Consider the following 18,904-nt stretch of genomic DNA (forward strand, 5'->3'; position numbering starts at 1 on the left):
GTTATTCCAAATAGGTTGTTTCCATCAACGACCGACCGCTAAAAATCGATCCTCGCGGTCGTGAGATTCAGTTTCAGTTGAAAGTTGACGCGGCCAGCCGCCACAAAGCTTCATCGCAAGCGGCTGCCTGTATCGGCTTTACCTCTTCAACTTGCTCTTTTCCGCCTCGACGTCCGCTCGCTCCGCACTTCGAGTCCAATCCTCTGAGATTGCTATCAGCATCGCTGATGTTCGGCGGTACTTCAGCGTCGCGTCCGCCCATGCTTTGTAACGCGTCGCAAGTTGGTACTCCTGCTCTCCGCCCTCGTTGATGCCCTTACTATATGCGCCACGCTTATTAAAGCACTCGATCATCAGTCCACTTTCGATCTGCACAGACGCCTCCGCTTCGATCACTTTGCATACTGCTGAAGGAGGCCAGAAGTGTTCGTCGACGTCTTGAGGAGCATAAGCCAGAACGAAACCAATCCGGTTATCCCCAATATCAACGAGATCCTTGGCTGCAGCCAGAACTCTTACAGTCTTCACCCAATCGGATAGCATATTCGCGTCGATCTTCCCGTCAAGCAAACCGGGCACAATCTTGAATTCCGAAAGCAAGTCGTACGATGTATTTGCCCGCGCCTTCGCCTCCTCAGTGAGAATTTGATCGGCGGGCGCGCTTTTGCCCCTGAAAACATGGGACAGCACATCGACGAACATCTCAGGGTCTGATGCCAACAAATCGTAGATGACCAATGGTTCTCGCTCTTGACGCAACAGTGGCAAGTAGGCGTATTCCGCATTGGCGATCTGCCTCTTTTCGACATCAGTGCGCGTTCGCAGTTCCTTCAATGCCAGTCCGATGTAATAGGGAAGCATGTTCCCCATGCGCTCGAATCCCTCGGCCGCCTGGCCAACACCCGAGGCAAGCATGTCCATCAGCAGGCCCGACGGTACGTCTTTACTTCTCCTCTGCATCCAGCCCAGTACTTCAATGTCCCGACCAACGCTTCGGTATTGGTCGATCGCAAACAGAAGATCGTCCACGGATCCTTCGATGGGCAACATGCTCAGGTGATGCCAATATTGTTCCCGCACCTCGCCGCCGAGGACTTCGACATAGGCCCAAGTCTCCCGAGTGCTTGGCCAACCTAGTAGGAGTTTGGCCTTTGCCGTGTTATCCGGGACTTGCGACAGAACACGATCCTGGAAGCGGTTCATCCATTGGTCGCCGAATCTGTTGAAACCATGTGTCGAGACGTAATATGAAAGGCTCGGTGGTGCGTTAGGGTCCAGAGCGCCCTCCATCAACTCGAACATTTGCTCGAGTGAACACGGAATCTGACCCAAGGTTTGGCCGAGAAGTTCCGGCAATTTAACCATCTTCGAGAGCTTCAGAATGCCAGGCACGCCGTCTCGCCCAAGCACGCGCTGGAGGACGTCCTTGCGCAAGTTTTGTGAGTCGTCGAGCACTTCTGCACCCGGGATGTACTTGCCAACATGCGGCGTCCAGTCATCAAAAGCATGGCGGTCAGACACAAGAGGATCGGTAGGACGATGACGTTCGACCAGATCTTTCATAGCGGTAAGCTCCTCGCCTCTCAACGCCCAGTCAGAACCACCGAAGTATTCATTGCGCGTCGCCTCATCTTTGAGGGCATGCCAAATCGCATTGCCTTCAGCAACGCTGTGTGCAACGAGATAGATGTCGATGTGGGCGAGCACCTTCGCCCGATTTAACGGCTGTAATTTGCCGATCTTGTTGACAAAGGTTCCTAGACGGTCCTCGTCGTCGCCAGCTGCGCCAAGGGCTCGCTCGACGACCGCGGTTTCAAAGTCCCACACCAATCCGTAAGTAATCTCTTCGAGCTTTTCCGGCGCCAGGTCGCGTAGCTTTGGATGCTGGGTAGGAGTGGTCGAGTCCATACTTGAGGGTAGAAGCTTTTTTAGCAGTTGCCACCCGACCTCGGGACATTCCGCCAAGACTGAATCAAGGCATGCGATGCGCTGAGGCTGCAATGCATATGTGTTGGGCGCCCACCCCAATAAAATGTCGCGCAGGCTGTTGATGGGTCGGTTGACGTGATTCGATTCCGGTTCCGGATCCAGTTGTCCAAGCTTGGCCAAGACCACTGCGGCACGGTTTAGATATCGGGGGTCCCAGGCTATAGTCTCCAACGCCCAAAGAAAACGTACATGTGGACTAGACGGGCCGAAAAAGTGCTTTTCCTCTGACTCAAAGATCTGTGCCAACTGCTCCGGGGCGCCCGCGAGCATAGACTCGAGGGCCTGCAAAAAAGGGTTTGGGGCGGCCTCCGCGATCAACGCGGTCTGGTCGCCAAGGCATACTATCGAATGGTGCAGTCTCCCCCATTCGGGCAACGCATTAATCACATCGTCGACGTACCTCTGCGGCGACTTACCCTTGACGTACAGGTCTGCCACCTCATGCATTGACGCGATGATCAGCAGTGTCAACGCAAGACCATCGCGTAACCATTGACTATAGTCTGACGACGCAAGTCTAGCCTGATTGAATTTTTGCTCTCGAGACGGCTGTTCGGGCTGTGTGCCGAAGACCTTGATAATGGCATCGCGTAGCCGCGTCAGGTCGTCATCGGTAAGCTGCCGGCCGTAGAAATAGAAGGCGTCCACCGGAGCGCGTACCTGCCACACCTCAGCCTCTCTGTCGACAGGGCGATCTGGCATGCCGAGCGTGGGCATTAGGATCCCCTCAAGCATGCCATAGGTGGCATAGCCGCCAAGCTCTTTGAGCACATCGCAGTCGGCGGGGACGTCGCTAGACCAACCACCGGCGAGAAGCGCTGGTTTAAGTGCAGTCGCATGCCCCACCCATACGGGATCGGCAACGGGCGCGTTTTTGATGAGGCGTTTCAGGATAGTCAGGCTGCGTCCACAGCGATGCGCCAGCTCGTAGCCCTGCCCATGATCAAGCCCCATATCGATGAAGCCGGGCACCATGCCTGAAGCCGTCGGCCGTTTTAGCACGGGGCCGCGTCTGGCCTGTGCGCCCGTTGCAGCGGACAAGGTGGGGCAATTCTTGGAGAGCATTCCTGCTAGTGATTCGGCAGTGCCCGTAGCGATGACGACCAAATTGGATTTCATCGCTAAGAAGCGGGCGGCGGCATCGGTGCGAACGATCAACGTCCTGGACTCCAGCGATTCACGCACGCTAGGCTCCGCACGGCGGATCGCCGCAACCGCGAAAGCTATAACCTCCTCGGACGTCTCGGCGCCAAGCATGAAGGATTCGGGTTGCCCGAGAAGTTTGGCAATCAGCGCGTCGGCCTCCTGCTGTCTATCAGCGATGACAAGTTTCTCACTGAGCTGCGGCTTATACTGTGTACTGAATTCCTCCCAATACTCGTCGGTGCTCAAGGCATCGTGTTTCGGAGCTAACTTAAGGACATCGCGAGCGTAACGAGCAGCAATGGCCGGATGATCGTCGAGCCAGTGGACCAAAGACGAACCGTCAAGGTATCGGACATCCTTCCACTTCCCTTCGTTACGGCGCTCATCCTCCCATTCGGGGATCTTTTTAGCGGGCGTGTCCCAACATTCCAGATTGACTAGGACGAGCGTATTCTCGGCCATCTCGGCATCCGAGGTTTGGCCGGTCCGCTTGTTATAGTCGTTGTCGGCCTTCTTAGCACCAGGACCGGTACCAAATTCCCATTTGGACTTACCCTCTGGAACAAGGCCCTTCGCCATTTCCGTTTCCAGGTCGCCATCCCACCCGCGAACCTGACTGGCCTCGCCATTTGGGAAGCGAAATCGCGACGCATCGACGATCGTAGCGCGGATCAGGTCTGACACCATGGCCGGCAACTTCTCGCGAGCGTTCAGGAAGCTTGCCCAATTATCTAGGGCGATTGTGTCGATCCATTGCATGCCGCTCTCTCTCTTCTCTTATGGCGCGTAGCGCCTTCGATATTAATTGATTAACGCGCGTTGAGAACTCTGAATCCACCTCGATGCGTCAGCCACTTATTTGACCGCGCAATCGTACACCGTCGAGGTTCTCTGCAACAGAGTTTTCTATGACTTGAATCGCCATCTTTAGCTTAGGCCCTCTTGAGTCATAGTTTTAAAGCTATGAAAAACCGATCGATCGTGTTAGTGGCCAGTGTGTCCTTCCAATCTCGTAGCGGCCTGATTCAACGACAAGATCGGGTACGAGCCGTCTGTCCCCCGGTACGCCGTCGCAATAAGAGCGTGATGTTGCAGTGAAACGGAAAACTACGGGGGGTTCCCAACTCTCTTTTCCAATTAGGGACGCCCACACAATACTGAAAAAATAATACGCTAAGGATTTCCGCCGGTCCGAAGCGGACGGAATTTTCGTTCTTCAAAGTTCCGACTCCGCTCCCAAACATAGTCACCGGTTACATTGATATGTTACCTGGGAACTATTCGTGTCAGCTTAGTGTTAAGCTATGACAATCAAAACTATAGGGGGAATTATGAAACGTAGAGCACTGCTTATCGGAAATACCGGGGGACTTGATGGTATCGGCGTTGATATTAAACACACGGCTAGATTCTTGATGAGTAGCCGCGGTGGTCAGTGGTATTCGTCTGAGATAACAACACTAATGGACCCGTCTAAGAAGCTCGCTACTGAGACAATCGCCCGAATCCGCGCCGAGAAGCCCGATTACACGTTTTTCCTTTTCACCGGGCACGGAAGCCACTACGGCCAAACCGAACTCTGCGTGAACGACAAAGAAACGATTCTGGAATCAGATCTGAACGGTATGGGTGATCGTCAGTTGAGCATATTTGACTGCTGCAGGGTTGAACGCCCACTTGTAAAGGCCACAAACGAATCGTACCGGTCTATCGCCATGGATTCCATGGATGCCACGCGAGATCGGTATGGCATGCGAATTATGCAGGCCGCGAAGTACCATGCAAAACTCTACGCATGCTCTGTTAATGAATTCTCTTATGACACACCAGATGGAGCGATGTACCTTTCGAATCTTCTGCGCGCGGCGGCTTCTTTCCCGGTAGGTTACTCGACCGTGTCCGTTGAGGAAGCCCATGCAACTGCGCGAGAAAAGACGATCGCGGCCGCCGCTCGTGACGGTAAAAAACAGACGCCGGCCGCATCGCAGGCAAAACTGCCACGCGACATGCAACTGATTCTGTCTATTAAATGATTGCCGTTTCGGAGACGATTCCATTGCCTAATTCAAACTGCACCGCTGCGCTACCAGAGGCCCAAGTCACGGAGAAAAATTTACCCAAACATTTTTCCCTTACGGCCGGGGCACACGATCCAGAATTAGGGAAGACAATCAAGGACATTGTTATGTGTTCTGAATTGTTCATAGTTTACGTGGATACCGAACTCAATATTCAGTGGTTCACACTGGATGCACATACCTCGCCAGACTACTGTGGTGACGTCCTCAATTTAGTGGCAAAACTTGAGGCCGAATCGAACTTCATTACCGACAAGCAGATGTTGTTCAATTACCGAAAAAGGATCGGTGAAGGCTTGGCGAGATGTCTTTCATGTTACCCAAAAGAAACTGCGCTCGCTGCACTCAAGGAAGTCGCAGCTGAATTGAAGGCGCGAAACAAGGAGGTCTCTTGGGGTTGGTATTTCCAAGCGTCTTACTGGGTCACTCTTGTCTTGGCAATGGTTTTCGTCCTTTTTTGGTTTGCGCGCGACAGTCTTCGTGCAGCCATCACACCGATAGCTTTTGAGGTTGTCCTCGGCGCGATTTGCGGAACTTTCGGGTCGTTGTTTTCTGTAACGGCCCGGAGCAATCGCCTCACGTTTGACGCAAATGCAGGCAAAACACTTCACATGCTCGAAGGTTTAGCGCGAGTGGCCGCCGGCTTCATCGGAGCGTTGTTAATGGCTTTAGCAATCAAGGCTGGCCTAATCCTTGGGGGGACAACATTTTCGGGCAATCAACTAGCACTGCTGCTGTGCATTTGCATTGCAGCAGGTGCTAGCGAGCGTATTGTTCCATCGTTGATATCCTCCGTGGAGAAGGCAACTTCGCGTTCAGACGGCGAACGTAAAGAAGAAGACGGGAAATAAACCATCCTTTACCAGGGTGTTGAGCTAATCGCCGTGCCCGTTAAGCGGTACGGCGATTAGTTCAAGACCCTGGTAACGTAGTATTTTTCAGTAACGTAGCCAAGATCAGCCCTCCAATTACCACCGTGGCAAGCGGTCGCTGCACTTCGGCGTCAGCACCGTTAGCCAATGCCATCGGGACAGATCCATGCAACGCGACCAATACAATCAAAAGTATTGGCCGAAGACGCCGCAAAACACCTGTTTGGCGTCAGGTTACCTGCGAAACTGGTAGTTAGAAATAAAATTCTTTGCTTAGCAATCAAATTCCAATAGTGTTCGCCCAATACAGTAAGTCGGCAAGCTTACTGTTCATCGCTGCGAAATACATATGATCTTCTCCGATTGGATTTACCAAATTTAATCGATTCAGCTTCTGGAGGATCGCGAACTTTCTATTGTTTTCGGGATCAGGGGTGATGCTTTGATTCGGAGCTGGTGGTTGAGGCTCAAACTAGGATCAAGCGGAAACTCATAGCTAGCCGTCTTAAACAGAGCCTTAATTTGTTTTAGATTTCGTAACTGGATGGGTGGCGCAACTTTACGCGATGATGTAAACGCCTTGACGTTTGTTTTGAAAATAGTCCGCTATTCCCACTCCCCTAGTGATTGGTCGATATGTGCATAAATGCTCAGGAAAGTGGCGCTAACTAAACGATTGGCTGTGTCTGGTTATGGGGAGGGAAGGTCAAGGGTGATTAAACAGATTCAAAATCCAGGCCATGAAATGGGGGCACTTGTACTGCCGATATTGGGAGTCGATTCCGCTGCGCTGTAGGAGCCAATACTTACAAATTGCAAATCAGCACACCAGCGACTACCCACTGGACCGAAAGGGCCCCATCCGTACCAAAAAGTGAAGATTAGCCACCTGTAGAAGTAGGCGGAAGCATAGCATGAATGTCTGACATTACTGACGATGAGGTTCCCGGTTTGAAGCTTGGCCTGCTCTGCCGCAGGTTTGAGTATCTCATCTTCGTTCACAGCAATGCAAACGTTTAGTGCGGTCTCGAAAATCTCTGTATTCATCACCGCTATAATGTCTGGAGGAACTTGTCGTCCCACCCCGGAAATTTTGCAGCCAAGAGTCTTTGCGAAGTATTTAAAAAGATTTACCTGTTCAATTCTCCAGTTATCTCCGTAGACGGATTCGAAATCGATTTGCCGTCGAATTAACAAATCAGCCTGGTGAGCATCCACATATTGAATAAATTTTTCGTATGCGCGATCAATCGGCTGTGTCTTGTGGTTATTGCACGGAGCGCAGAGGTTATTAGGCCATTTTACCAACTTCGAGTCCGGTCCTTGAAGGATGACGACAGTGTCATCACTACGAAGATAGTTAAGCGATGCCGACGTAAAGGAATCACCTCGGCCGTGTACTCGCACGAGGTCTGATTTCTTGATCTTGTGTTCGGCTGTTGTCGCGGGGTTTCCACATATCCAGCAAGCACCCATTTCTAATCCAACGTAAATAAGATGTCATATCCAATAGGTATTTCAAAGAAATTTCACCTAATGTCGAGCTTTCGGTTCAAGCCTCGATGGTAGAAAGTAAGATCGATGTAATAACCTCCAACGCAAAACAAAGGCCTGCAAGGTTCTTGCCGGTCAAATTTATTTGACTGTACATGGCGCCGATATACCCGCGATGCTGGCAACTTACGAACGACCACTCTTGGTGATAATTCGGCTACTATGCGCGAAGCATTTATCAGTATCCCCTTATACCTGTTGGATAGTGCCTGATAGTTCACTATTGTACAAGAAATCTTCACAAAGACCCGTCGCTGAAGTACCTTCGCCTCTTCCACATGGAGCTACATGTGGAATGCTTTTTGGCTGAGACCTGCCCGATTGAATCGATACCTCATGTAACCGGTGATGTTGTCTTCATGGGAAGAAATCAATAATTACCTATCTGATAATTCACACCTTCACAAGTCGGTTAGCGATGCCATATTAATTTCATCCAGCGATTGTGCAGGGTCATCAATTAGCACGAAGGCACTTTCTGCACATATCCAATTTAGCGACAATAAGAATGATAGACTTAACGCAGAAAGCCGCCCAGAACTCATTGCTCGTGTCCCATCAAGCGCAAGACCTATTAAACCAGGGATGACGCCAAACAGGACATCTTCAACGACATCGAGATGTTCTACAATCCCAAGCGTCGTCACGGGTTTAATGACAGGCTTTCGCCAACAGAGATTAAGCGAAGGTACTTTGAACGGCTCGCGGGTGCCTATCAGACTAGTGGTGATTCAACTGTTAGTTAAATTCTAGCAATCTCCCTGTATAATCCGACCACAACTTCGATTTGGCTGAAGAGAGACGTATTGCCCTGCGCCGCCGCGCTGGCGTAACTGCATCGTCCGCAAGAAGCCAAGTTCGCATAGACATCATTGTGCAAGCTAAATACCACGTTCAGAAGGCTAAGGATGGGACAAGAATTTTTGCTGCAATTTCTTGAAGTCGGCGTCATCGACCTCGGTAGCGACGATAGCAAACTAGAAAAACTTCGAGAGACGGCTAAAGACCTGTCTGCAGCCCTACGGCAAGCTCCCCCGAAAACGTCGAGCTTCACGATGGCTGCAGCCGACCCAGTAATTGCATCGACCGATCCAACGATCGTCGAAGCCATGGAGGCTCTCAAGAAGCAGTGGCAGACGATTTCCAATACCCACCGTAGTCCGCCGGTCGCCATCCTTCGTGCCATCCTGCTCGACGCCATCATGCAGGCCGCGCGGGCGGATGATGCGATCGCCGTAGCGTTTGTCAATACTGCGCGTAATGCCCTCGCTCACGCCTCGGTCGCCGATGAAGCGGACATCTGGCGCACTGCTGTCAGCGAAATTGAAACTAAGGTAGATTCACGCGCTGAAGCCGAATGGGCAACGCCCGAGATGATTTCGGTCAAGCCGTTGAAATATGTCCCGCCGAATCCCAAGGGAGTGGACTACGAAGTAGCCAGTATTGATAAAGAAAAGCTGCAGGCGCACATTCTCTCCGCCTCTGGCCCTTGGGGCGGTGGGAAGCAAAACCGGTATTGGATACATAACAATCCTCAAGAATGGGGCCAAGACTTTGCAGGGCTGATGTCCGCGGCAATAGCTGAAGCAGTCGATGCTGTGACCTCCCAACTTAAACCGCCTTCAGTAGACATCAAGTCGCCCCTTTCGGCCCTGGCGAATGCGGTTTCTAGCCATGTTAGCGACGCGCTAGATGGCTTCAGTGGCGCGACCACGGGGCTGCAGCGCCGCACAAACCTCCTATGGTGGAAAGAGGCGATGTATTCCCCCAGCGCCCACGAGAGTTATCAGGACCTGCCGCTGTTTGAAGCAGCCGCTCTCATGGCGTTGGACCTGCACGAACAGGTGCCGACATATTCGCCAGCGAGTGTCTCAGCCCTGCTACGACAGACGATTCAGGCGCTTCCCGTAGGAGACGGCGGTCAGGACGCCAGCCCACGCGGATTTGCGAGCCTGGTACAAGGCGCAATCAGCTCCACACACATGGAACCATTCCGAGCGCTGGCAGCAGCGTATGCACCTGCTCCCGAGGGCCGTGGACCTTTGCTGTCGCTCATTGGGAATCCTCGGGAAGCTAAAGCTATCGAGTCGGAAAACCTCCGCGATTATGTCGGCGTGGACGCGTCAACGGTCATGAGCCCATCCGAGTGGGGCACGCACCTGTTCCGAGAGCTGCAGGCCGCGCGCGCCACCAGCCCAACCAATCGCGCCGCGAAGAAATAGGTGGCTCATGGACGGCTGCCGACACCTGCATTGTTTTGCGGACGACAACATCACCTGCACGCTTGGCCACCTCAGGAAGGATCAGTGCCCTGAGTGGCAAGGCTCGAATGACGCTCCAGCTTCCGCCTTGCCGGAAGCTGGCCAAACGCTCCTTCCATGGAGTGGTTCGGCCATGGGGCCAAAAGACCTCAACTTTCTGAGCGGGGTTGGGAAGCCAATTACTGTTGCCATCGTCGGCCCGGAGAGTGCCGGCAAGACCACGATCTTGGGTGCGTTCTACCAGCTCCTTTGGCAAGGCAAACTGACCACCGACGCGCACAGCTTCAGCAATTCCTATACCCTTAATGGCTGGGAAGCCGTTGCGTCCGCACTGCGCTGGAAGCCAGATACCCCCCCAAGCTTCCCGCCACACACGCCCAGCAGCGAAGCGCGCGCACCCGGCATGCTGCATCTCGGTTTCCGTCTCGAGAATGGTTCTCTTCGCGATTTCATTTTCGCCGATGCCCCTGGCGAATGGTTCCAGAAATGGGCAATCGACGAGCGGGCCGCCGACGCCCAAGGCGCCGCCTGGATCGCGCGAAACGCTGACATCACCCTGCTGGTGGCCGACAGTGAAGCGCTCTCTGGCCCCAAGCTTGGCACCGCGCGCAACGACTTTCAATTGCTCGCGCAACGTGCGATCGCGAACGCCCATGGTCGCCCCATCGCGTTGGTTTGGACTAAGGGTGACCTTCCAGTCCCCCCCGTCTTGGAAGCTAAGATCCGCAGTATGTTAGCCTCGGTGTCGCCGGTGGTTCCAGAGTTCACTGTAAGCGTGCACGGGGCTGACGACGAAGCCGTTGTTGACGGCTTCCGCCAGCTGTTCGGGTGGATTCTTGAAGCGAAGCGGCCGGGCTTAAATTTGCCAGCGACCGACGCACCAGGGCACGACCCACTTTTCCGAATTGGCAGGAGATAGGCATTGGGAGAACAACACACCATCTTGCTAGTCGGTGAATCCGGCGTAGGTAAAACTCACTACGGCGCCCAGTTCTTGAAGCGCCTGTCGGTCCAGACCTGCGCTCTCAAGGCAGCCGTTGCTCCGTCGAACGTGACGCCATTTGCTACGGCGCTGAGTTGCTTGACCGAGGGACTGGCAACCCACCATACGCCAGCGGATTCTTACGTTGAGAGCGTATGGCCAATTCGTGATGATGCCGGCCGCGTCGCAGATCTGGTGTGGCCCGATTATGGTGGGGAACAAGTGCGCAATCTTGCCGTCCAGCGTCAAATTCCAGAGGCCTGGCGGGAACGCGTACTCAGCGCCACGGATTGGGTTTTACTGATTCGACTGCAGTCGATTCGGGTGGAAGATGATCTGTTTTCCCGGCCTTTGCAGAAACTGAGCGAGTTGAAGCCCCTGCCGACAACAGCGGCTCACGCCATCTCAGACCAAGCCAGGATGATTGAGCTCCTTCAAATCCTGCTTTATCTGGGGCAATTCCATCTCGAGAAACCGCTCCAAAGGCCTAGCTTGACTATTTTACTGACCTGTTGGGACGAGGTAGACGACCCGCGCGTCCCTACCGAGGTTCTCGCAGATCGGTTGCCGATGCTGTGGTCCTTTGTACGTAGTAACTGGGCGACGCCCACCATAATGGGATTGTCCGCTCTCGGCCGGGCGCTTAGCACGGAAGATGCAGACGTGGAGTTCGCTAGCCTTGGACCAGAGGACTTCGGTTACGTGGTGCTGCCCGACGGTCAACAGAGCGCGGATATCACCCTGCCAATCCGACGTCTCATGAGCGGGCGGAGCTGAGCGATATGCGCGTGGAACAAGCGATCTATGGTGAGGTTGCCCGCCGTGGTCATGGGCTCAGGGCCGCCAGTCCAAATGCGCTGATGGCGGAAGGCATTGCATCGAAGCTCGACCTGCCTGACACCATTCCGCCAGGCGATCTGAACTGGGCACCGTTTGTCCGCGGCTTCCCTCTCTCGGACCACTACGTCCTGGCTCGTACGTTTTTGGACCCAACAGCGTCGCGCGGGGGCATGGTGCTCACCCACGCCCTCTTCATTCCATTGGACGAGATGTGCGCCGCCAGCAGCCTGTCCCCACTTTTCGCCGGGCTACACTCTACCGCTACAGATTGCGTAGGACAGCTAGAGCACCTGCAGCTGGCAACATCGGGCGAAACTCCAGTAGCGCCTCCCGATCTGATTGGCACTGCCAATGCATTGACGGCCGGCGGGCCTGGCCCAGTGGTCAGGGTTGGTGTTGACGGTTTCGAAGAGCTAGTCGACGCCTTGTGGCGCAATCTCTGGCCCTCGATTAGGCGCTCCTTCGCGTTTAGGCTCAGCTTCGGCCCGAACGATGTCATGATGCAGCCTCCTCCGGTACTCGTATGCACGCCCGCGCAGCGGCAAGGTCAATGGACCAAGCATCCTGTCGTCAAGCCCGGTGATCTTGTGTGGGCGAACGAGTCGGCCAAGATTCTGCTTGGTCAACGCAGCATTGCGCCAATTCTGGTACTGGCCAACGACCTGGGGCTGGACGTTCAGTCTTTCAAAGATTTGGCCCGGTTGGAACGCTTGGAGGCCCTGCTTCCCACTGCCACCACGTTGGACGCGCTCCTTTCTGTCATACGCATGGTCGATGGGTTGTCCGGTCAAAAGACTTGTGGCGAGCGATTGAAGAACCAATTAATCGATCGCTTTTCGGCCGTGCTGGCCAGCGCACAACCCAGCCAACTACTTCAACTCAGGAATTTGGGTCTCGATGGATTCCCTAGCTCAGCGGCCGTATGGAATGCAATGGAACAAGTCGTCGGTGATCTCGATTTCGCGCCCCTGGACGATGTCAGTACAATGGAATTGGTCGCTGCCTCCGTTAATAGTGATCTCGCAATTGCACCTTGGCGCGGAGCCGCTAGCGCCGGGCTAGGTGTTGCTGCTCACCGTACTAAACATACCATCTACAGCGCGATCTGGAGATGGGCCGAGGTGAACTCCGAGGCGTTCGTCACGGCCCTCTGCGTGCTGCCGGATGACTCCGAAGTAGAACTGAGGCTGGTCCAGGTCGCCCCAAAAGCTTTGGCCGCCGCCAGCCAGGAGGCACTGCTATCTGCTCTGATAAGAAAGCGCTGGTTGATCGCCCACGGTGCGGCCTTGGGTGCGATTGCGCCGCCCCTGGAAGCCGTGCGGCGCCAGCTAGTCGCGGAAGTTGATCAGACAACAAGCCAAGGTATCCGAGCGGCCATGCGGAATGCAACCCCCGCGCAGGCGCTTGAATGCACCGTCAAGCTGAAAGATGCTCGCCTCGTGGATCTGTGCGTCGAGCTGGCTAGGGAGAACCCAGATTTACTGGCCGATATTCGCTGCGAGGAGATTACTGAGCAGAAGATCTGGGCAGCAGCAATTGCCAGACAGCCGGCACGGTGGAACTCTCCTCGAAACGCGGCCGCTGTACGCGACACCGTTCTGAGGCGGTTCGCCGGTGGGCATGCGGTTGAGTCCGGTCTGCTGGACGCGCTCTCCCATACCCCTCTTGCCAATCTAAATGGTACTCCGGAGCGAGCGCAACTTTGGTCACGTCTGCCTGCAGCGCTGCTCCCCCGCTATTTGGACGCGACTGCCCGCGGTTGGTTGGACGTGGCTACGGCCTCTAACGTGACGCAACCAGAACCAGTCTTGGAACGCGCGATCGTTGCATGCCCCCGGTTAAAAGAGGTGCTCGGCGACGAGCTGAAGCCATTTGAAACTCGCCTGGTAATTGTCGCCTCCCTGCCTTCATTCGGTGAAGAAGCGCTCATCACTTGGCTCGGCGACACATTACGAAGCATCCGTGCATTGTCCACTAGCCAAGCCGAGCAACTCGGAGGTTTGGTCGCGGCTCGTGGTTGGAAACGAGCTGCCAAGTTCCTTGAGGAAAAACGCAACTGCGATCGTAGCGACCTCTTACCAGCGCTAAGGAAATCCGAGCACTTACTCGACTTTTACCTGCGTTTGAAGCTGAAGCTCTCGACACCTAGTAAAGCCGAGAAATGGGAGGCACTTGAACGTGAGGCTTGTGAGCTGTATCCGGATGGACCTGAAACGAACGAACTCTGGTCGCGCGCCGGCGGCAAAAACTACCAGCTTGGAAGGGGGGCCCAGAATGGTATAGCACGTTGGCACAGCGCGCTGTCATCAGTGCGCATGGGCTCCGGCCCTAAAGCTAGCGAACTCCTCGCGAAAATGTACCAGGACTTTCCAAACAACGAGCATCTTCGGTTGTACGCGCAAGATACCGACATCGTTGGGCACCATTGAGATTGGAGGAACCACCATGTTTTTCTACTACGACTTCCAAAGCACCAGCCCTAACACCATGACAACGACAAGCTACCTACAAGGCTACGCGCTCCTCATCGGCGTGGCGAACTACCAAAATATCTCGAGCCTGCCGGCCGCGATCCTGAACGACGCCACGGACGTGGCGGCAACGCTATCGTCAACGCAGTATTGCGGCTACCCGCTGGCCAACGTCGTCACCCTCCTTGATGGCGCGGCTACTCGGGCAGCGGTATTGAAGGGCTTGGCCGACCTTGCTGCTCGCACAACTCCGGACAGCACTGCATGCGTGTTTTTCTCAGGCCATGGCGGCATCGTGGACAACAATGGCCAGGAAGACAGTGTGTGGGCAACGGTGGACACGGATCTGGACGACCTTGCGGGCACATCAATCAGCTCCCAAGAGCTGGCCAGCGCATTTGCCAACATCAAGGCGAAGCAATTGCTCGTCTTCATTGACGCATGCCATGCCGGCGGCGCGGCAATTTCTAAGCAGTTGACCGATGGCAAGGGCCACGTGATGAAGTCAGGCTATTCGCAAAAGGCCTTTGAAAGACTGGCTGCAGGGACCGGCCGCGCCTTAATGGCGTCCTGCCGTGCTGACGAAACTTCTGGGGTGTTTACCAGCGCGCGCAATAGCGTTTTCACTACGACTCTCTTGGCGGGACTGAAAGGCGCTGCCGACAAAGGCGCCAGCGGCGTCATCAAGGTATTCGATCTCTTCAACTACATCTCCGAAGAAGTGCCGAAGCTGATACCAGATACCCAGCATCCAATCTTCAAGGCAGACAACTTGGAGATGAATTTCGCTGTCGCGCTAAGCCAAGGCGGCGTGAAATCGGCAAACGCTACGGCGAATGCCCAGACGAACGCGCCCTCTGCCCAGCAGCCCGACCCTTGGCAACTGCTTGAGCAGGAGCTCGTCGCCGTGTACCCATTCGGACCGAGAGACCAGGAAGTTTGGAGCCGCGCCGGCGGGGACCTGTCGCGATTGCAGTACCAGTCGTCTGGCCAGGCCGCCTGGCATGCCGCGCTACGCTCCCTCAAGCAGGGCGGCGGCGGTGCCAACATCAGCTTTGCTAGCCTGCTTCGTACAGCTAAAGAGGACTACTCACAGAACCCACAACTCGCCCAATTGCAAGCGCCCTGAGAAACTATCCATAAAATGAAAAGGCCCGGCCTTCCCATCACGGGAGAGCCGGGCCTCACTTTTTCTAAGTTGGCTAAAGTATCATCGATCAAACTGATCCGTCCGCGTACGATGTACTCGCCAGCTCCGCCTAGTTTCGGATTCAAGGGCTTGTGAGCACGGCTGAACCCCCGTTATCTGAACCCAGTTTCGCCGTCGCAGGTTGCGAGCAGGTTATCAGCAGCCCAGTGACGATTTTCTGGCCTCAATCCTTAGTGGCCGTTCGAGCGACTTCATTGCCTTTTTGTCGACGATGAAATCCAAGCGAATTGTTGGCTGCGATCGGCAAGACTAGGTAGCTGCGTTCATGCGAATATTCACTCAAATGGCGTGATTGCGGCGTCGTGAGAGTTGCGAAAGAATTTCGTATGTTCTCGAAGAGAGTACTGAATCGCCACCAGTAGCTTAGACTCTCCTGATCCATGGTTATCGAAAGAAAAAGAGCCGATGTTCGTGTTAGTGACCTGGGTGTGCTGCCACACTCCATGTGTGCGATCTCTTAGCAGCCTGATCCAACGACGAGATCGGGCCTGGCCTGTCTATCTCCCCTGCCCTGCAGAGACTCCTGCCACGCGCTAGCAAAAGCTACTTGAGCTTCGGGAGGCTCATGCATTAACGTTCCCGCGGCAAAACGCCTTGCGACGGTAATCTTGGGCTTCGTGTGTCGCGGCGCAATCGATTCGAGTTCTCTTTCGCATCATTTCCGCTCTGCAACGATGCATTTAAGTTAAAGTGTTGCGTTGATAGATTGAGTCCGCAGGCGGAACCTGCCGACGACCGCAACCGGCCACAAGCGGTCATTCGCGGCAGCGTGACAATTTGTGAGTTTTTCTGCTTAGCAATCCGCTATGCTCTGGTGCCGCTACCGGCCAGAAGCGGACAACGAAAGGCAAGAACATGGCGCGGGTTCGACTGATTGTCTTCGACTTAGATGAAACCTTGGTGCATGCTACTGAGGTTGCCTTACCTTGTGCTCACTCCTTTCGCATTGGCCCATATTTTGTCTATGTACGACCGTTTGCATCTGACCTGATCAGGTTCTGTGCGTCGCACTTCGATATGGCAGTCTGGTCTTCATCGAGCGAACGCTATGTCGAGATAGTCACCGAGGAGCTGTTTGGAGCTTCCTATCCCGTTGCATTTTCATGGGCGGTATCAAAGTGTGTTCAGAAGGTTGATCCGAAAAGTAACGGTTATGTGTACATAAAGGATCTGCGCAAGGCGTTGAAGCACGGGTATGCCGCAGACGAGATCATCATGATCGATGACAGTCCCGAAAAGCTCCAGCGTCAACCCACGCGGCATCTTTGCCTAACTGAGTTCACAGGTGATCCGTGTGATACGGAACTTCTTGGCGTTATCGAACGCGTTAAGGCGATGGCGGAAATGCAGTCAACGACGGCCTGAAGCGAATGTCTGAAATGGGGCGTAACCTGCTAACGACGGCAACCGGCCAAAAGCGGACATCGATTTCCCTACGCACCTGGCAGGTGTCACCAAACATTGAATCCCTAACGATGATTAAACGTGCGCTCCTAAGTTTCCTTCTACTGGCGAGTGCTGCTGCAAGCGCCCAATACGCTAACGTGGAAGGGCAGTTCCGTTCGCAAGCAAGCTCTCTTGATTTGATTGCGCTCGACGCGGAGTCAGGGGCAATCGCAGCAAAAACCACGGTAGTACAAGGCAGTTGCTCAGGCTCGGTGGCCGGTGTAGGCAAGGTTGTAAAGAACGTCCTGACGTTCTCGCCTTATACGAAGGTTGATAAGGACGATGCTTGTGTCATTACCGTAACTTTCGATAAGCAGAAGAACACCGCCAAGGTGGAGGGCGCCTCTTGCTCGATGCATAGTGGTGCAGCTTGTGGTTGGGAGGGCGACATTGTGCGCCGCGTGAAAGAAGGCCAGTCCCGTAAGTAATTAGCCAAGCCGAACGTCCGGATTGGGTCGGAAGCTGTCGCACATGAACGTCGGCAACCGGCCAAGAGCAGCCATTTCCAATTGTCTATTTTGCTAACCATGTACCGAATAGCGATATCATCATGAATAAATTAAAGGCAGCCTACGACGCCATTCAGGAGCGGCGAATTGAAAGCTTAGAGCAGCTATTACGCGAAGATTTGGCTCTACTAAACAGTCAGACGCCGTTCGGTCCTCTTTTGCATGTTGCAGCAGGTGCTGGAAATTTAGAAGCTCTCAAACTCCTCCTATCCTGTGGTGCTGACATTGATGCAAGGGGCGGTACCTTTGGTGGTGATGCCCTAAATTATGCTGCCTCAAAGGCCCATGTGGAAGTCTGCAAATTTCTCCTAAGTCAAGGAGCCAAGTTTGATGTAAGTGAGCCGGAGAGAAACGCGTTATTCAGCGCAATCTATGTTGGTAGTACCGAGTTGGCTGAATTATTTATTGAATATGGAATTGACTACAGCGTGGCCTATACAGGTCAATCAATGACAAATATGGATGCAAGAGCGTTTGCAATCGAACGTGGGCAAAAAGAAGTTTTGGCAGTTTTACTTACTCAGTAACTTCCGCTTTGGGGCGGAAGCGGACAGTGCCATTGAATCACCACCAGTAGCTTAGACTTTCCTGATCCATGGTTCTCGGACGATGAGAATCACGGATCGTGTCCGAGGTCTGGGTTTCGTGCCAGGCACCAGGTGTGCGATCTCGTAGCTGCCTAATCCAACGACGAGATCGGGTCTGGCCTGTCTATCTCCCCTGCCCTGTAGAGACAAACACCTCGCGCTAGCATAAGCTACTTGAGCTTCGGCGGGTTCCCGCATGAACGTTCCCGCGGCAAAATGCCTTGCGACGGTAATCTCGGGTTCCGCGGGGCACAGCGCCATTGATTCGGTTCATCATTCGTATCATTTCTGTTCTGCAACGTTTTATTTAAGTTAAAGTGTTGCATTGATCGATTGAGTCCGCAGTCAGAAGCGGACAAACGACTTGATAAGCTTGTGCTCTTGGGCGACATCGACGGAAAGGGAATATATATCATGTACCGATTGCTGCTTCAATCTACGGCCGTGTCGCAAGCGATGGGACGCTGGGCCAATTTTGTCGGCGAATTCGACGAAGTCTTTGGATATAGCTATTTGAGAGACGTTTTCTTACGTAATCCTTCCGGTGGACAATGTGCAGTTCTTTTTACAGTAAATCCGGAAATCGTTCCACTAGGAATGAATTCAATCACTGCCTTTATCGAATCCTTTCTTACTCATCCCGAGACCAAGCGATTGATTCTAAAGGAAGAAAAAGTCGTCGAAATTGAAACCCGACTTGGGGCTCTCGATAATGGCGAGATTTTCATTCCTGTACCTTTTCCATTTATGGGTGGGGACAGCTCAGTCGCGTCATACAAGAAGGGGAATTTCTTCACATATGTGGAGTTGGTGGGTGGATTGCAGGATATCGAACCGTCTGGAGCGGTGGGAACGTAGCCTAATGTGTCGTCCGATTTTGGGCGGAACCTGCCAACGACGGCAACCGGCCAAGAGTAGACCTTTCAAAAAGATAAGAGGCAGCTTACAGATTGCCTTTC

The 18,904-nt window shown here is 53.9% G+C and carries 13 protein-coding genes and 1 pseudogene; 11 read left to right on the forward strand and 3 right to left on the reverse strand.

All coding sequences use genetic code 11. The features are described 5' to 3' along the window. Positions 1–138: 138 nt before the first annotated feature. Positions 139–3,894, reverse strand: coding sequence for a hypothetical protein (locus FJQ89_RS07070; protein WP_141169633.1), 3,756 nt, complete (start codon positions 3,892–3,894; stop codon positions 139–141). Between the two features lie 572 nt (positions 3,895–4,466). Between FJQ89_RS07070 and FJQ89_RS07075 the strand changes: the two genes are divergently transcribed. Beyond that, complete coding sequence (locus tag FJQ89_RS07075; protein WP_168208389.1) at positions 4,467–5,168, forward strand: caspase family protein; 702 nt, start codon at positions 4,467–4,469, stop codon at positions 5,166–5,168. After that, positions 5,165–6,064, forward strand: a complete 900-nt coding sequence (locus FJQ89_RS07080; protein ID WP_141169635.1) for a hypothetical protein — start codon at positions 5,165–5,167, stop codon at positions 6,062–6,064. The genes FJQ89_RS07075 and FJQ89_RS07080 overlap by 4 nt, the downstream gene beginning before the upstream one ends. A 61-nt stretch (positions 6,065–6,125) precedes the next feature. Here the strand turns inward: FJQ89_RS07080 and FJQ89_RS07085 are convergent. Together FJQ89_RS07085 and FJQ89_RS07090 are read right to left on the reverse strand one after the other, a co-directional pair. After that, positions 6,126–6,305 (reverse strand): annotated as a pseudogene (locus tag FJQ89_RS07085) (efflux RND transporter permease subunit); the annotation flags it as partial. Positions 6,306–6,811: 506 nt separating this feature from the next. Then, the gene (locus FJQ89_RS07090) at positions 6,812–7,561 is read right to left on the reverse strand and encodes a hypothetical protein (protein ID WP_141169637.1); all 750 of its coding nucleotides are present in this window, start codon (positions 7,559–7,561) and stop codon (positions 6,812–6,814) included. 986 nt (positions 7,562–8,547) lie between these two features. Here FJQ89_RS07090 and FJQ89_RS07100 point away from each other — a divergent pair. The 9 genes from FJQ89_RS07100 to FJQ89_RS07140 all read left to right on the forward strand — a co-directional run bounded on the left by FJQ89_RS07100 (position 8,548) and on the right by FJQ89_RS07140 (position 18,803). Continuing rightward, a complete protein-coding gene (locus tag FJQ89_RS07100; RefSeq protein ID WP_141169638.1) occupies positions 8,548–9,861 on the forward strand; it encodes a GTPase-associated system all-helical protein GASH in 1,314 nt (437 codons plus the stop codon). Positions 9,862–10,033: 172 nt separating this feature from the next. Next, the gene (locus FJQ89_RS07105) at positions 10,034–10,819 is read left to right on the forward strand and encodes a TRAFAC clade GTPase domain-containing protein (protein WP_141169639.1); all 786 of its coding nucleotides are present in this window, start codon (positions 10,034–10,036) and stop codon (positions 10,817–10,819) included. 3 nt (positions 10,820–10,822) lie between these two features. After that, positions 10,823–11,659 carry a TRAFAC clade GTPase domain-containing protein gene (locus FJQ89_RS07110; RefSeq protein ID WP_141169640.1) on the forward strand — a complete coding sequence of 279 codons (837 nt, stop codon included), beginning with the start codon at positions 10,823–10,825 and terminating at the stop codon, positions 11,657–11,659. A gap of 11 nt (positions 11,660–11,670) precedes the next feature. Further along, positions 11,671–14,151: a GAP1-N1 domain-containing protein gene (locus FJQ89_RS07115; protein ID WP_141169641.1), complete on the forward strand. Its 2,481-nt coding sequence runs from the start codon at positions 11,671–11,673 to the stop codon at positions 14,149–14,151. Positions 14,152–14,167: 16 nt separating this feature from the next. Next, positions 14,168–15,322 (forward strand): caspase family protein, encoded by a 1,155-nt coding sequence (locus tag FJQ89_RS07120; RefSeq protein ID WP_243136457.1) that lies wholly within the window; start codon positions 14,168–14,170, stop codon positions 15,320–15,322. Positions 15,323–16,258: 936 nt separating this feature from the next. Continuing rightward, positions 16,259–16,768, forward strand: coding sequence for an HAD family hydrolase (locus tag FJQ89_RS07125; protein WP_141169642.1), 510 nt, complete (start codon positions 16,259–16,261; stop codon positions 16,766–16,768). Between the two features lie 5 nt (positions 16,769–16,773). Next, positions 16,774–17,277, forward strand: a complete 504-nt coding sequence (locus FJQ89_RS07130) for a hypothetical protein (protein ID WP_141169643.1) — start codon at positions 16,774–16,776, stop codon at positions 17,275–17,277. Between the two features lie 122 nt (positions 17,278–17,399). Further along, a complete protein-coding gene (locus FJQ89_RS07135) occupies positions 17,400–17,885 on the forward strand; it encodes an ankyrin repeat domain-containing protein (RefSeq protein WP_081344878.1) in 486 nt (161 codons plus the stop codon). A 474-nt stretch (positions 17,886–18,359) separates the two neighbouring features. Beyond that, positions 18,360–18,803, forward strand: a complete 444-nt coding sequence (locus FJQ89_RS07140) for a T6SS immunity protein Tdi1 domain-containing protein (protein ID WP_141169644.1) — start codon at positions 18,360–18,362, stop codon at positions 18,801–18,803. Positions 18,804–18,904 lie beyond the last annotated feature (101 nt).

Source organism: Janthinobacterium tructae (assembly GCF_006517255.1).
GTDB lineage: Bacteria > Pseudomonadota > Gammaproteobacteria > Burkholderiales > Burkholderiaceae_D > Janthinobacterium > Janthinobacterium tructae.

Bases quoted from the DNA above. Each gene is read 5' to 3' on its own strand.
- FJQ89_RS07070 (WP_141169633.1), bottom strand. From the start codon at position 3,894: ATGCAATGGATCGACACAATCGCCCTAGATAATTGGGCAAGCTTCCTG.
- FJQ89_RS07075 (WP_168208389.1), top strand. From the start codon at position 4,467: ATGAAACGTAGAGCACTGCTTATCGGAAATACCGGGGGACTTGATGGT.
- FJQ89_RS07080 (WP_141169635.1), top strand. From the start codon at position 5,165: ATGATTGCCGTTTCGGAGACGATTCCATTGCCTAATTCAAACTGCACC.
- FJQ89_RS07090 (WP_141169637.1), bottom strand. From the start codon at position 7,561: ATGGGTGCTTGCTGGATATGTGGAAACCCCGCGACAACAGCCGAACAC.
- FJQ89_RS07100 (WP_141169638.1), top strand. From the start codon at position 8,548: ATGGGACAAGAATTTTTGCTGCAATTTCTTGAAGTCGGCGTCATCGAC.
- FJQ89_RS07105 (WP_141169639.1), top strand. From the start codon at position 10,034: ATGGGGCCAAAAGACCTCAACTTTCTGAGCGGGGTTGGGAAGCCAATT.
- FJQ89_RS07120 (WP_243136457.1), top strand. From the start codon at position 14,168: ATGTTTTTCTACTACGACTTCCAAAGCACCAGCCCTAACACCATGACA.
- FJQ89_RS07125 (WP_141169642.1), top strand. From the start codon at position 16,259: ATGGCGCGGGTTCGACTGATTGTCTTCGACTTAGATGAAACCTTGGTG.
- FJQ89_RS07130 (WP_141169643.1), top strand. From the start codon at position 16,774: ATGTCTGAAATGGGGCGTAACCTGCTAACGACGGCAACCGGCCAAAAG.
- FJQ89_RS07135 (WP_081344878.1), top strand. From the start codon at position 17,400: ATGAATAAATTAAAGGCAGCCTACGACGCCATTCAGGAGCGGCGAATT.
- FJQ89_RS07140 (WP_141169644.1), top strand. From the start codon at position 18,360: ATGTACCGATTGCTGCTTCAATCTACGGCCGTGTCGCAAGCGATGGGA.